This is a genomic window from Vibrio xiamenensis, assembly GCF_900100015.1.
In the GTDB taxonomy this organism is placed as follows: Bacteria; Pseudomonadota; Gammaproteobacteria; order Enterobacterales; family Vibrionaceae; genus Vibrio; species Vibrio xiamenensis.
On record NZ_FNDD01000002.1, the window covers coordinates 297496 to 311328 of the forward strand.

Genomic DNA, 13833 nt, shown 5'->3' on the forward strand with positions numbered 1-13833 from the left:
CCCTTGGCATGAAGCCAAGGGCGAAAAGGTTATGTAGAACAAGGATTTGTTATGACTATGCTTGCTGTGAAATCAGCCCCAACACCGATTGAGTCGCGCTTGAATATTGGCAAAAAAGACAAGAAAGTCTTACTTGAAATCAAAGGACTCAGCAAAGAGTTTGAAGGTCTACCTGCCGTCGACAACATTGATTTAACCATTCACCAAGGCGAAATTTTTGCGCTGCTTGGTGCCTCTGGCTGTGGTAAATCGACCTTGCTACGAATGCTGGCGGGTTTTGAAGCGCCAAGCAAAGGGCAAATCATTCTCGATGGTCAAGACCTATCTAAAATCCCGCCCTATAAACGCCCAGTCAATATGATGTTTCAGTCCTATGCACTGTTCCCCCATATGACGGTGTTCAACAATATCGCCTTTGGTCTCAAGCAAGATGGTGTGCCAAAGAAAGAGATCAAAACCACAGTCAACGAATTGCTGACCTTGGTTCACATGCAAGACTACGCCAACCGTAAACCGCATCAACTCTCTGGTGGTCAACGCCAGCGTGTGGCGCTCGCGCGCAGCCTTGCTAAAAAGCCCAAACTGCTGCTGCTTGATGAGCCAATGGGCGCGCTGGATAAAAACCTGCGCGAAAAAATGCAGCTCGAAATCGTCGATATTCTCGAACGGGTTGGCGTGACCTGTGTGATGGTGACGCACGATCAGGAAGAAGCCATGACCATGGCCGATCGCATCGCGGTCATGAATAAAGGCCAATTCGTTCAAATTGGCGCGCCGGAGTCGATCTACGAATCGCCAAACTCACGTATGAGCGCCGAATTTATCGGTTCGGTCAACATCTTTGAAGGCACGCTGACCAAATCGCGCAGCGACCGCGCCGAAATTACCTGCGATGCGCTAAAAAAACCGGTGATACTCAACCACGGCATCTCAGCCACCGTCGGCACCCAACTGATGGTCGCGGTGCGCCCTGAGAAAATCTTCATTTGCCAAGAATCGCTCAGCCAAGGCAATACGTGTACCGGCATCGTTGAAGACATTGCCTACCTTGGTAGTCAGTCGATTTATCATGTGCGTTTGCCAAGTGGCAAACTGGTCACCGCCTCAGTACAAAACGTCAGCCGCGTTAATTCGCAAATGCCAACTTGGAATGAGCCCATCAGCCTGTATTGGGAAATGGACAGCGGGGTGGTACTGACAATATGAAGTTACTCAATTACTTAAAGTCGATTCGCTATGGGCAGTACGCGGTGGTCGGCGTGCCATTTACGTGGCTGCTGCTGTTCTTTCTCCTGCCGTTCCTATTTGTGTTCAAAATCAGTTTCGCTGAAGCGCAACTTTCGATTCCTCCCTACTCTGATCTGTTCAATTATCTCGACGACAAACTCGAGGTATTTCTCAACGTCGGCAGCTACCTGTATTTGGTGCAAGACGATCTTTACGCCTCGTCTTACTTGCTATCGATTCGTACTGCAGCCATTTCAACCCTGCTGTGTTTGCTGATTGGCTACCCAACCGCGTGGGCAATTGTGCACTCCAAACCGGCAACTCGAAATGTGCTGCTGATGCTGATCATCTTGCCATCGTGGACCAGCTTTTTGATTCGCGTTTACGCATTGATTGGCCTTTTGAAAAACAACGGCCTACTCAATAACCTGTTGATGAGCATCGGCATTATCGACCAGCCACTTAAGATTCTTCACACCGATTTGGCGGTGTACATCGGCATTGTCTACACCTATTTGCCGTTTATGGTGCTGCCCATTTATACCGCATTGATGAAAGTCGATTACTCGCTGGTGGAAGCCGCATTCGACCTTGGCGCCAGACCATTTAAAGTGCTGTTCCAAGTTTTAGTGCCAATGACCAAAGCAGGCATCATCGCCGGTTCAATGCTGGTGTTTATTCCTGCAGTGGGCGAATTTGTGATTCCCGAACTGCTTGGCGGCCCAGATTCAATATTGATTGGTCGAGTGTTGTGGCAAGAGTTCTTTAACAACCGTGACTGGCCGGTGGCGTCTGCCGTGGCTATCACTATGCTGCTTATTTTGATGGTGCCAATTTTGTGGTTCCATCGCTATCAAAAACGTGAATTGGAGAACGGCTAATGAACGCGATTCCTGTTTACAACACCAAGTGGAAATGGGTCATGCTCGGCCTAGTTTTCTCCTTTCTCTATATTCCGATCATGATTTTGGTGTTTTACTCGTTTAATGAAAGCCGTTTGGTCACGGTTTGGGCGGGATTTTCCACCAAATGGTATGTCGAGCTATTTAACGACAAGCAGTTGATTGACGGCTTGAAACTGAGCTTAACCATCGGCGCCATGGCCGCCACGACGGCTGTGGTGTTTGGCACCATAGCCGCATTTGTGCTGCAGCGCTTTGGCAAATTTCGCGGCGAAACCAGCTTTGCATTTATGATCACCGCACCGCTGGTTATGCCGGATGTGATTACCGGTTTGTCGCTATTGCTGCTGTTTATCTCGCTCGGCCAGTTCTTTGAACTGTTTGCACAGCGCGGCATGATGACCATCTGGATTGCCCATGTCACCTTCTGCACCGCTTATGTCACTGTGGTGATTAACTCGCGCCTGCAAGAGCTTGACCGCTCAATTGAAGAAGCCGCTCAGGACTTAGGCGCGCCGCCGTGGAAAGTGTTCTTTCAAATCACTATTCCCACCATCACCCCTGCGCTCGCGGCGGGCTGGCTCTTGGCGTTTACGCTGTCTTTGGATGACCTCGTCATCTCAAGCTTTGTTTCTGGGCCAAGCGCCACCACGCTGCCAATCGTGGTGTTTTCCAGTGTGAGACTTGGTGTCAGCCCTAAAATCAATGCACTAGCGACATTGATGATACTTATTGTATCATGTGCGACCTTCCTTGCTTGGTGGCTGATGGCGCGAGCAGAGAAGAAGCGGCAGAGGGAAATACGTTCTGCGACCTAAGACTTCTGGAGAAATGTATGGACGTGGGAAACCAGTTAAAAGCCATTCGAACAATGAAAGGTATCTCGCAGCGTGAGCTGGCGAAATTAAGTGGAGTGACCAACTCCATGATTTCTCAAATTGAAAAAAATCAAGTGAACCCATCCGTGGGTTCACTGAAAAAGATCTTAGATGCGATGTCGGTGTCGATGGGTGAATTTTTCACCGTTGATGTTGAAAACAAAGAACAAATTTTCTATTCCGCAGACGAGCTGGTCGACCTTGGCGATGGCGCGATTCAAATGTTGCTGGTCGGCAGCAAACGCGCCAAACGTAAATTGTCAGTGATGCGTGAAACTTACCCGCCGGGTGCCGATACGGGTACCGATTTCATGAAGCATGATGGTGAAGAAGGTGGCATCGTGCTGCGCGGTGAAATCGAGATCATCATTGGTAATCAAACCCGAGTTCTGAAACCTGGTGACTCGTACTATTTTGATACGCGCACTCCACATCGATTCAGAAACAAAGGCAAAGTGGAATGTGAACTGATTAGCGCCGCGACACCGGCGACGTTCTAAATTCTCTGCTCGCTCTACGGTATATAATAAACCCGCCAATTGGCGGGTTTATTATTGCAAGTAACCAGCGCCAAAGCGCTTAGTCGAGTTCAATCCAAGTGGATTTAAGCTCAGTGTATTTCTCTATCGCATGCAAAGATTTATCGCGGCCATTGCCACTTTGCTTGTAGCCGCCAAATGGCATGGTCATGTCCCCACCATCCCAGTTATTAACAAAGACTGTACCGGCGCGCAGCGCACGTGATACTCGCACCGCCGTTGAAATATCTGCCGTCCACAACCCTGCCGCCAAGCCATATTCGCTGTCATTGGCAATTTGAATCGCCTGTTCGGTACTATCAAAGGCAATCACCGACAGCACAGGGCCGAAAATCTCTTCGCGCGCGATCGCCATATCAGGCGTCACATCACTAAAAATGGTTGGCTGAATATAAAAGCCGCCAGTTTCGCTCAGCACTTGTTTACCACCGCACGCAAGCGTAGCGCCTTGCTGCTGACCCAATTCAATATATCCAAGCACTTTATTCATCTGCTGCTCATCAATGATTGCGCCCATTTTCGACTCAAGTAGCAATGGGTTTTGTGGCTGCCAGTCTTGTACTTGCTGACACAGTTTATCGACCACGGTTTGATACAGCGAGCGATGAACGAGTAAACGCGAGCCTGCGGTACACACTTCACCTTGGTTATAACAAATCGCCGCCGCTGCCGTGGCAACCGCTTTATCCAAGTTTTTGACATCAGGGAAAATGATGTGCGGACTCTTACCACCACACTCCATAAACGTACGCTTAAGATTTGACTCACCTGCAAAGGTCAGCAGTTTTTTACCCACCGCAGTTGAGCCGGTAAAGGTAATACAGTCGACATCACTGTGCAGCGCTAGGGCTTGCCCCGCCTCGTGCCCAAAGCCAGGCAGCACTTGGAAAACGCCAGCGGGAAGCCCGGCTTGATACGCAAGCTTGGCAAGATAAATCGCTGACAGCGGGCTTTTTTCCGATGGTTTAACGATAACCGAGTTGCCCGCCGCCAGCGCAGGACCCAGTTTCCAAGAAGCCATCACGGCAGGAAAATTCCACGGCACAATTGCCGCAACCACGCCAAGTGGCTCACGGGTGACCAAAGCCAGAGCATCGGATGTGGTTGGCGCAACTTCGTCGTACAGTTTGTCAATCGCTTCGGCGTTCCAAGCGATGCAGCGCGCAGTAGCCGGCGCGTCATAGCCAAGGGTGTCAGAAATGGGTTTGCCAGCGTCGAGCGATTCCAACAGCGCCAATGTGTCGAGGTTTAGCTCAATCAACTTGGCAAATTCGAGTAGCACTTGTTTGCGCTCGCTGGGCGATTTACTCGACCACACGCCGCTTTCAAACGCCTGACGCGCGAAACCGACCGCAAGATCGACATCAGCACTATCGCACTGAGAGAATTGCCCCAGCGACTCACCAGTGGCAGGATTAAGAGAAGAAAAGGTTTTGCCGCTGACCGCATCGGTCAGTTCGCCGTTAATAAACGCTTGAGTTGAATATTCGAGTTGTTCGGATAAAGCGTGCCAAGTTTGATTGTCCATAATATTCCTTGCTTCGCTGAGCGAGTGTATGGGTTTCGCGCATCGTTCCATCGCGCGTTAGAAAGAATGATTCTGTTACCACAGCTGTTGCCAGAACGGTTAGCAGAACAGTGACGAGAACCAATTGTGTTCATTATTTTGACTTTTGTGAACCTAAATAAGCAAAATAACAGCAATAATGTTAAATATATTAGCTTATTGTGACTATCTCAACCTCGCGGCATGGCTTGCCGCGCTCAAACACAAGGAGTCGTGTTGATGAGAAAAATAGCAATTATTGTCTGTGACGCCGTCGCGCCGCCACTGGCCGCCGAATTTGGTGAATACGCCGATATGATCATGGCTGGCTTAGCGCCGTTTTCACAAGCGCAATACCCTGCTCTATTTGAATATCACTGTTTTGATGCGGTGATGCAGCAACTGCCAAGCGATGTTGAAGCGTTTGACGGCTTTATCATTACCGGCAGCACTCACGATGCATACGCCGATAAACCCTGGATTGAGCAACTCGCCGCTTGGATTATAAAGGTCGAGGCGTGCAAAGTACCGCTGGTCGGCATCTGCTTTGGCCATCAAATTATTGCTCGCGCATTGGGTGGTGAAGTGGCGAAATCCGATAAGGGCTGGGGATTGGGCGTCAGCATCAATCGCATCGAGCAGCACAAACCATGGATGACGCCAAAGCTCGACACACTGCAGCTGTTGGTGAGCCATCAAGATCAAGTGCTGCGCCGCCCTGACTCACTTGAACTGATTGCTGCAAGCGATTTTTGCCCCAATTATATGCTTGGTAAAGGTGAACATATCTTTACCGTTCAGGGGCATCCTGAATTCAGTTTGGAGTTTGAACGCAAGCTCATTGAACGTAAGCGTAAGCTGTTAAATGAAGCGCAATATGACCACGCGCTCACCAGTTTGGAGCTGCCACCCCATTCCAGCGTAGTGATGGGTTGGATTGCGCAGTTTTTAGCTCGCTGAACGGGTATCGGTCAGCGGCAGACTGAGCGCGGCAATAAACGTATTGCCCGCAGCTTGGCTAAGGCTTAGCGTCCAACCGTTTAAATGGCACAGATTATTGACAATCGATAGCCCTAAACCGTAGCGCGTAGCATCGCTGCGGGCAAAATCGACTTGAAACAGTGGGTCGGTGAGCTTCTCGAGTTGCTCATCATCGAGCGGCTGTTCGACGTGATTCACGATACGCAGCACCAGCGCATTATTAACCACTTGGCTGTTGAGGCGTACCTTTTGCGTTCGCACGCCATAAAACAGCGCGTTATCAAGTAAATTGACCAAAATGGTTTCGAGGCTAAACCTATCTGCCATCAGCGGTTTTGAATACGCGCTTTCAATCGTTACCCGTTGAGCAGTATCAGGCTGTTTAAACGACAGCTCTTTGACAATCTGCTCAAGCAGATCGCTAAGCTCAAGCGGCTCAATATGGCGCTCGATTGAGGTTGAAGAAGTGCGTTGGAGTAACAGCAGTTTCTCGACAATATTGCGCATACGATTCGCAATCGACAGCATGTCCTGCTTATAGGTTTCGCCAATGCGCGCATCATTGGGATAGCGAATATACACTTCGGTCAGAGCAATGATTTCCGAAATCGGCGTTTTCAGCTCGTGGGCGATATCACCGGTAATGCGTTTTTCGTTGCTTAATAACTTAAAGTTATTTTGGATATAGTTATTGATCTCTTGGCGAATCGGTTCAATCTCTTCCACTGGCCGCGCCGGCGTTGACAGCAAACGTGGAGTATTACTGGACACTTTTTTGCTGCCCGCGTGATCTTCTACCAGCATCGATTTCAACTCGCGATTGAGTGAATCCAGCGGCTTTAGACCTTTATCAACAATGGTAACCGCCAAGTAACGCATGACTGCAAGCGATAGGCAAAAACCGCTCACTAACAAAATATCGATGATCAGCAGCGAGTGTTCCGTGCTTTGATCAGACTTATAAATGGTCAAGTACACTGGCACAGGGTTGCCATCACCGCGCGCTAATTTCGGCACAAAATACGACAGCGAGGCACGCCCCGATAACCCATTAGGCAGCTCAACGGGCACGATTTTACTGCTGCCAAGAGGCAATTCGGTTTTCAGTAAATCGACGTTCGAGTAAGCCTCAAGTGAGGCCGAGCGCTGCAAACTTTCTTCACCCTGCCACACTTGGTAAAACTGCGGATCTTTGCCGGGCTTAAATTCCGGCGCAGCATCGCTATTTAGCGCCACATCAATATGGCTATCGACTTGGCGAATATGCGATTTCAGACTGTTGGCTTTATTGAGCATCGCTTGGTCAAACTGGCTGTCGACCCAACCATCCACACTCAAATCAACGCTCAAAAACACGCCAAACACAATCAAACCAAACACCGCCGACAGCGAGTTGATCAAATTGCGTTTGATCGACTTGGTTTTGACAAGCTCCTGAGTTTTAGCTGTATGTGGCATAGATTGATTCACCTAACAACGCGAAACTTACTCTTCGACAATGTAGCCAAAGCCACGCTTATTTTTGACCGGTAAATCAGCGCCGAGCTGGCGGACTTTTTTACGCACCGCAGATAAATGCGCTTCGATGGAGTTTTTCGATAAATGATCAAAACTGCCGACCACCGCTTCGCTGATCATTTCAATGCTGACCACTCGACCTTTGGCGCCAAACAGACACTGGACAATTTTAAACTCGTTTTTGGTCAGCTCAATCGAGTGCTGACGATAAGAAAACACTTTGAGGCTTTTATCGATATCAAAATCACCCACGCGAATGTGGTTATCGACCGCAGATGGATTACTGCGCCGAGTGATAGCTAAAATTCGAGCATGCAACTCTTCAAACGAGAACGGCTTGGTAAGGTAATCATCAGCCCCTTCCAGTAAGCCATCAATCCGGTCTTGCGTTTCAGTCTTAGCCGACAAAATCAAAATTTGGGGCATAGGTTTTTGTTGATGAATGGCTTGCTGGCGAATGGTTTTAAGAATGTCCATGCCCGCAACACTGGGCAACATCAGATCCAGCACAATCGCATCATAGTGATTATTTAGCGCCATACTTAACCCTTCTGCACCATCACCGCTATCATCCACCGCAAAACCGAGATTGTTGAGCCCAACCGACAGACTGCGGCGCAGCGGCTCTGAATCTTCAATAATTAATAGCTTCATGGTTTGCTCAAAGGTGATGGATTGAATTGGCTCGATATTATCACAGTTCATGGCGCTAACCTGATTGAGAGTAAAAGGTATTTTTGCAGTGTTAGATTACGCGCTGCCTCATGAAGTTGACCGCGAGGCAGCGACGTTCAAAAAGGCGCTAAGACGGTCGGCATTGAGCGACTAAATCTAAGCTTGAATCTTTCACTTGAGTTTCCACACCGTAAAAACCGAGCAGGCTATGGAAGAAGTTATCATGGGAGTAAGCATTGGTTTTAGCTTCGCGAGCCAGGCAATCGGTGTCGATGCCCTTTTGCTGCGCATACTGGCTTGGTAGCCACATCAACCAAGGAACCTGAGTTTGCTCAATCGGTGCTATTGCATACGGCGTACCATGCAAATATAAGCCTTTCTCGCCCAACGATTCACCGTGGTCAGAAATGTACATCATGGCGACATTGTAGCGGTCGGCATGACCTTCTAGCTTTTTCACCACTTGCGACAAAATGTAGTCGGTGTAAACCAGAGTATTGTCATAGACATTGGTGATCTGCTGGTCAGTACATTTCTCGATGTCGCTGCGATTGCACGCAGGAGAAAACGTCCCCATATGCTGCGGATAACGCTGCCAATAAGTGGGGCCGTGGCTACCAATCGTATGCAGGACCAATAGTTTGTCGGCATCATCCTTGTTGATAAAGGTATCGGCATCTGCCAACATCACCGAATCAAAACAGGTTTTGCCATCACAATCGTCATTCTTTAGTGACGATTTTATCTCTTTATACGCCAGTTTTTTCGCGACACCTTTGTCGCCACCGTCGTTATCGATCCACAAAATATCCACTCCGGCATGGGCAATCACATTCAGCACGTTGTCCTGCGCCATCGCTTTGGCTTTGTTGTAGTTACTGCGCTCAAAACTTGAAAACATGCACGGCACCGAGAGCGCGGTATAAGTACCGCATGACGAGACATCTTGAAATGAAATCAGATTTAAGTCTTTGGTATAGGGATTGGTGTCACGCTCATAGCCGTTGTATGCGAAGTTCATTCCCCGCGCGGTTTCCCCAAGCACCAACACCATTAGGGTCGGTTTACCATTTTGCGCTTTTCTAAGCGTCGCGTCCTCACCCTGTGGTTGGTATGCCAGCTTAGTAGTGAAATGAGCCTTATCGATATAGCGCACCGCGTTAAAAATGTGTGCTGGAATGATCATTTTGCTCAGGTACTTATTGTTGCGCCCAACCGATGCGTAATCTTTATAGCTGATGGCAGCAACGAAAATAATGCCAGCGATACCCATTAATATCAGGCTACTACGCGCCACCAGCACTTTAAACCAAGTTCGTTGAGGCACTATATCGACACTAAAAATAAAGACGGTGGGAATCACCCCAAACACCAACACATATAGAATTGAGCTGATGTTGAAATAAAAGGAGGCTTCAGAAAGGTTAGTTTCAAACACGCTCTCCATCATCGAGGTATCAAACATCACCTGAAAATTCACTGCGGCATAAAGCGCTGCTGCTGAGGTCAGGGTAAACAGTGCCATGAGAGGTTTGAACAAATACGGCAGTGCAAACACTGAAAAGATGATCACAAAACAGCAGAACAACAAAAATGGCGCGGTATAGGGAAACCACGGATGGGCAGCGCCTTCACTAAGGTCGAATATTTTAGCAACCACCGGATAATTCAGCACCGTTGCAAAATAGAGCGCCATCAGTGCGACGAAGGTGGTCATTTTGAGTTCAATACGGGGAAAACTGTGAAAAATTCTCAAGCTCATAATTTCGTTTAAAGGGACAATATAACTTTCAGAATACTGTGCTCTTTAACTTAAGGATGACTTAAGAAACTCTGAATTTTGCGTAGCGCAAAGTTTTTAACCAATCCATTTCAAATATGCAATCACAATCATATTTTGTAATGTAACAAAACCCTAACATTACCAGTTGCGGAGCCATGCATTGGTTGAGATGGAAAATGCAAAGCACTCAAGCGATAGTCTGTCAAAGCTCACATTTTTCCCAACTCTCAGCCAAAAACGTCTGCGCTTGGAAGTCATAATCGACCAAAAAATCCGCATTTTTAACGTACAAACAACAATATAACTCCAATTTATGCGATCTTGACCCCACGAGAACACTGTTCTATTACGCAACAATTTGCCAGCTAGGAAGCCAGATTCCAGTTGCCATGCGTCTCATTCGATATCAGTAGCTTTTCATCGTTTCTTAAGTAAATCTTAATAAAGCCGCCCTAAATTAATGGTTGTAGGAAATAACAAATAATAATCACAAGGGGTTGTCTATGAGCACTACCTTAACAATAAAAAATGGTTTGCGTCGCTTTGACAAAGCACGTAAAAGGCAGATGCAATCGCTAACAGGAAGCTTATTAAGTGCGCTAAATAATCGAACCAGTTGCGAAACAGAATTGCTAAAACCCGAGGAAACAAAACGTATTGCGATTGTGCGAAACAACAGTCGTGTTGGAAATACGGTGTTCTTGATTCCTTTTATCCGTCAAGTTCAGCAGTTCTATCCTGACGCTGAAATCACCTTGATCCAAAAGATGCCTTGGCAGCAGCAAATATTCGAAAACATGGGCATTGCCAAGTTTGGCTTTACTCAGTTTACGTTTAAAAATTGGCGACAATGCCTGCGCAATCTTAAGGCGTTACGTCAAACACAATACGATTTGTGTTTGATGCCATTTGCGTCGTCGCAAGATGCGATTACCTGCGCCTTGATCAATGCCAAAAACAAAGTCGCACCGAGTCATGAGCACTACAACAATGCGTTCACTCACACCTTTGAACCGCAAGTTGTCTACTCTCATGCTTCACTAAGATGTTTGAGTTTGTTACCGCGTTTGGCGCATCAATCGCTGCATAAAACCAGTCATCAAATGACGTTTAGCGAACAAGAACTTGAGGTTGGCAAGGCGGCTCGCCAAGCTCTAGGTTCCAACGATAAACGGGTGATGGCCTATTTTCGCGGCGCTCGCGGGGATAAAAAGATGTCAGACCAAGCGTGGACTTCAATTCTTGAGAAGTTTGACGCGGCCAGCGACACCCCGATCAATTGGGTTGAAGTGATGGGGCCGGAAATTTGTCAGCCACTTGGCAAATGTGACCACGCCTACCGCGCTTCTAGTTTGCGCGAATTGGCGTGCTTCTTGAAGCATACGGATGGCTTTATTAGCTGCGACACGGGTCCGCTGCATTTAGCGGATGCCGCTGATGTCGCTTGTATTGGTCTCTACACTCACACCAATCCGGAAATGTATGGTTTGTTGGGTGAGCGCTGCGTGCATATCGATGATATCGATGGGTTTGACGCCAGCAAGGTGTTAGCCCATGTGCTAAACCAGCGACCAAATAATGTCGTACCAATCACGACAAGCTTTCACGAACAGCGCCTGCGCGAGGTGGAGCTCGGGCAATTACAAGCGCTGTAATCTAAAAGCGTTGTAATCCAACCAAACGAGTTCGCCCTACTGGTGATTTGTCACCACCAATAGGGCGAACTTGTTCATTGCTCTGTTAACCACTGACTTATTAGCAACTGTCTTGCACCGATTTACCTTTAAAAGCCCTTAATAGCTGTTAATAGCTGTCGATGGTGATCATCACCGAATCCGGACGCCAATATTCAAATTCACAGTCGATAATTTGATTGAACTGGTTGTAGTTAACCCGGCAAATCTTAAGTACCTGCTGACCACTGGCAATCCCAAGTGCTTTCGCTACCGCATCCGGCGCGGCGGTTGGAATCACATCAAATCGCGAGCGGCTGGTGGTATAACCATATTTTTGCTCGTAAAGCTGCGTCAATGACGCGGTAAGATTCTCACTTAAAATCCCTTCAAACAACTCGCTGATCAGGCAGTTCTCAACATACAACACAGCGCGCCCGTCGATATAGCGTAAACGACGAATCAAATGAATGGTCGGCAAATCACTGCGCTCAAGCACGCGTGCATAGTCGCTGCGCGCCATCTGTGTTTCAACACTTAATAATCGCGTTTCTGCAATACGGTGCTGGTCATGAATCATTTGATGAAAGTGGCTACGTGACAACGGGTTGTAATGCACTCGCGGTGGTGACACAAACCAGCCTTTACGCTCCTCACGATAGATCAATCCTTCGGTTTCCAGTGAGCTTAACGCGTCTTTAATTGTGATACGCGTGGTCGCAAAGCGCTCACAAAGCTCACGCTCAGAAGGCAATTTTTGCTGCGCGGTAATCACACCACCTGCGATCTGTTCGCGAATCACCGCTTTAATTTTGCTCAGTTGCGTGGTTCTACCCGCCATCCATGAACTAGTCCAGAAAATACCATCACTCAACCTTAGCTGGGTTAAAAACCAAATGCAAATCGCGCTTTAATTGGTGAAATTTTGTTCTTATTTTCGATAATTTGTCAAAAATAGGTAAAAAAACGTTCATATTTTTCGATTTAAACCGTAATAATTTTTCTAAAGGATAGAAAACACACTAACTGAACTAGTCCATAGGATGGATAATTATGAAACCACTACTTATCACCGCAACACTGGCGAGCATTTGCTGCGCCAGCACCGTTTGGGCCGCTGACTTAGACGCCCTAGTCAAAGCGGCACAAAAAGAAGGTCAGGTCTACAGCATTGGTATGCCTGACAGCTGGGCCAACTGGAAAGACACTTGGGCCGATTTAACCAGCAAATATCAGATTTCCCATCAAGATACCGACATGAGCTCGGCGCAAGAAATCGCCAAGTTTGACGCCGAGAAATCCAACGCGACCGCGGATATCGGTGATGTCGGCTTTGCCTTTGCCCGCGTTGCCGTGCAAAAAGGCGTGACCCAACCTTATAAACCTTCAACTTGGAGCGAAATCCCTGACTGGGCGAAAGATGCCGATGGCAATTGGATGTTGGCGTATACGGGAACCATTTCGTTTATTTCCAACAACAATTTGGTCAAGAACGCACCGCACTCTTGGGGCGACATTCTTAAAGGGGATTACAAAGTCACCGTCGGTGATGTCGGGGTTGCGGCGCAGGCCAACAACGCGGTATTAGCTGCGGCGTTTGCCAACGGTGGCAGCGAAGCCGATTTGAGCCCAGCCATCGACTATTTTGCCAAATTGGCGAAACAAGGTCGTTTATCGTTCACCGATCCATCACTGGCAAACCTTGAAAAAGGCGAAGTGGAAGTGGCGATTTTGTGGGACTTCAACGCCCTCAACTACCGCGATAAAATTGATCGCTCGCGCTTTACCGTTACCATTCCGCAAGATGGCTCGGTGATTTCCGGTTACACCACCATCATCAACAAATTCGCCAAAAACCCCAATGCCGCTAAGCTGGCGCGCGAATACATTTTCAGTGACCAAGGACAGATCAACCTTGCCAAAGGTTACGCTCGCCCAATTCGCACCAACGTGACCTTGCCAAAAGACGTTCAAGACAAGCTGATTCCAAATTCAGAATACTCCAACGTGCACCCAATCAAAGATTTCAAAGCTTGGGAAAAATCGGCGCGCAAACTGCCACGTCAATGGCAAGAAAGTGTTTTGATCAATCAGCAATAGTTGGATAAGTC

The 13833-nt window shown here is 47.9% G+C and carries 12 protein-coding genes; 7 read left to right on the forward strand and 5 right to left on the reverse strand.

What is annotated here, in order from left to right; all coding sequences use genetic code 11:
- Window positions 1–57: 57 nt before the first annotated feature.
- The 4 genes from potA to BLS03_RS02990 are packed head-to-tail and all read left to right on the forward strand — an operon-like array spanning window position 58 to window position 3507.
- The gene (gene potA / locus BLS03_RS02975; protein WP_425445093.1) at window positions 58–1206 is read left to right on the forward strand and encodes a polyamine ABC transporter ATP-binding protein; all 1149 of its coding nucleotides are present in this window, start codon (window positions 58–60) and stop codon (window positions 1204–1206) included.
- Window positions 1203–2108 (forward strand): putrescine ABC transporter permease PotH, encoded by a 906-nt coding sequence (gene potH, locus BLS03_RS02980; RefSeq protein WP_093269441.1) that lies wholly within the window; start codon window positions 1203–1205, stop codon window positions 2106–2108. The genes potA and potH overlap by 4 nt, the downstream gene beginning before the upstream one ends.
- A complete protein-coding gene (locus BLS03_RS02985; RefSeq protein WP_093269444.1) occupies window positions 2108–2947 on the forward strand; it encodes an ABC transporter permease subunit in 840 nt (279 codons plus the stop codon). Before potH ends, BLS03_RS02985 begins: the two co-directional genes overlap by 1 nt.
- 17 nt (window positions 2948–2964) lie before the next feature.
- Window positions 2965–3507 (forward strand): cupin domain-containing protein, encoded by a 543-nt coding sequence (locus BLS03_RS02990; protein ID WP_093269447.1) that lies wholly within the window; start codon window positions 2965–2967, stop codon window positions 3505–3507.
- Between the two features lie 79 nt (window positions 3508–3586).
- Here the strand turns inward: BLS03_RS02990 and BLS03_RS02995 are convergent, their stop codons facing one another.
- Window positions 3587–5074 (reverse strand): aldehyde dehydrogenase, encoded by a 1488-nt coding sequence (locus tag BLS03_RS02995; protein ID WP_093269449.1) that lies wholly within the window; start codon window positions 5072–5074, stop codon window positions 3587–3589.
- Between the two features lie 258 nt (window positions 5075–5332).
- Between BLS03_RS02995 and BLS03_RS03000 the strand changes: the two genes are divergently transcribed.
- Window positions 5333–6052: a glutamine amidotransferase-related protein gene (locus tag BLS03_RS03000; protein WP_218121985.1), complete on the forward strand. Its 720-nt coding sequence runs from the start codon at window positions 5333–5335 to the stop codon at window positions 6050–6052.
- Here BLS03_RS03000 and BLS03_RS03005 read toward each other — a convergent pair.
- The 3 genes from BLS03_RS03005 to BLS03_RS03015 form a co-directional block, all read right to left on the reverse strand.
- Entirely contained in the window at window positions 6041–7531 is a 1491-nt protein-coding gene (locus BLS03_RS03005; RefSeq protein ID WP_093269452.1) for a sensor histidine kinase, read from the reverse strand. The two genes, BLS03_RS03000 and BLS03_RS03005, sit on opposite strands and share 12 nt — an antisense overlap.
- Before the next feature lie 27 nt (window positions 7532–7558).
- Window positions 7559–8245: a response regulator transcription factor gene (locus BLS03_RS03010; RefSeq protein WP_093269603.1), complete on the reverse strand. Its 687-nt coding sequence runs from the start codon at window positions 8243–8245 to the stop codon at window positions 7559–7561.
- 148 nt (window positions 8246–8393) lie between these two features.
- A complete protein-coding gene (locus BLS03_RS03015) occupies window positions 8394–9983 on the reverse strand; it encodes a phosphoethanolamine transferase (RefSeq protein WP_093269455.1) in 1590 nt (529 codons plus the stop codon).
- A 569-nt stretch (window positions 9984–10552) separates the two neighbouring features.
- On the opposite strand from BLS03_RS03015, the gene BLS03_RS03020 reads away from it, so the two are divergent.
- Entirely contained in the window at window positions 10553–11704 is a 1152-nt protein-coding gene (locus BLS03_RS03020) for a glycosyltransferase family 9 protein (RefSeq protein WP_093269457.1), read from the forward strand.
- Window positions 11705–11852: 148 nt separating this feature from the next.
- Here the strand turns inward: BLS03_RS03020 and BLS03_RS03025 are convergent, their stop codons facing one another.
- The gene (locus BLS03_RS03025) at window positions 11853–12563 is read right to left on the reverse strand and encodes a UTRA domain-containing protein (protein ID WP_093269460.1); all 711 of its coding nucleotides are present in this window, start codon (window positions 12561–12563) and stop codon (window positions 11853–11855) included.
- Between the two features lie 212 nt (window positions 12564–12775).
- Here BLS03_RS03025 and BLS03_RS03030 point away from each other — a divergent pair, with 212 nt between their 5' ends.
- The gene (locus tag BLS03_RS03030; protein WP_093269462.1) at window positions 12776–13822 is read left to right on the forward strand and encodes an ABC transporter substrate-binding protein; all 1047 of its coding nucleotides are present in this window, start codon (window positions 12776–12778) and stop codon (window positions 13820–13822) included.
- Window positions 13823–13833: the final 11 nt, after the last annotated feature.

Bases quoted from the DNA above. Each gene is read 5' to 3' on its own strand.
- potA (WP_425445093.1), top strand. From the start codon at position 58: ATGCTTGCTGTGAAATCAGCCCCAACACCGATTGAGTCGCGCTTGAAT.
- BLS03_RS03020 (WP_093269457.1), top strand. From the start codon at position 10,553: ATGAGCACTACCTTAACAATAAAAAATGGTTTGCGTCGCTTTGACAAA.
- BLS03_RS03015 (WP_093269455.1), bottom strand. From the start codon at position 9,983: ATGACCACCTTCGTCGCACTGATGGCGCTCTATTTTGCAACGGTGCTG.
- BLS03_RS03030 (WP_093269462.1), top strand. From the start codon at position 12,776: ATGAAACCACTACTTATCACCGCAACACTGGCGAGCATTTGCTGCGCC.
- BLS03_RS03000 (WP_218121985.1), top strand. From the start codon at position 5,333: ATGAGAAAAATAGCAATTATTGTCTGTGACGCCGTCGCGCCGCCACTG.
- BLS03_RS03005 (WP_093269452.1), bottom strand. From the start codon at position 7,531: ATGCCACATACAGCTAAAACTCAGGAGCTTGTCAAAACCAAGTCGATC.
- potH (WP_093269441.1), top strand. From the start codon at position 1,203: ATGAAGTTACTCAATTACTTAAAGTCGATTCGCTATGGGCAGTACGCG.
- BLS03_RS02985 (WP_093269444.1), top strand. From the start codon at position 2,108: ATGAACGCGATTCCTGTTTACAACACCAAGTGGAAATGGGTCATGCTC.
- BLS03_RS03025 (WP_093269460.1), bottom strand. From the start codon at position 12,563: ATGGCGGGTAGAACCACGCAACTGAGCAAAATTAAAGCGGTGATTCGC.
- BLS03_RS03010 (WP_093269603.1), bottom strand. From the start codon at position 8,245: ATGAAGCTATTAATTATTGAAGATTCAGAGCCGCTGCGCCGCAGTCTG.
- BLS03_RS02990 (WP_093269447.1), top strand. From the start codon at position 2,965: ATGGACGTGGGAAACCAGTTAAAAGCCATTCGAACAATGAAAGGTATC.
- BLS03_RS02995 (WP_093269449.1), bottom strand. From the start codon at position 5,074: ATGGACAATCAAACTTGGCACGCTTTATCCGAACAACTCGAATATTCA.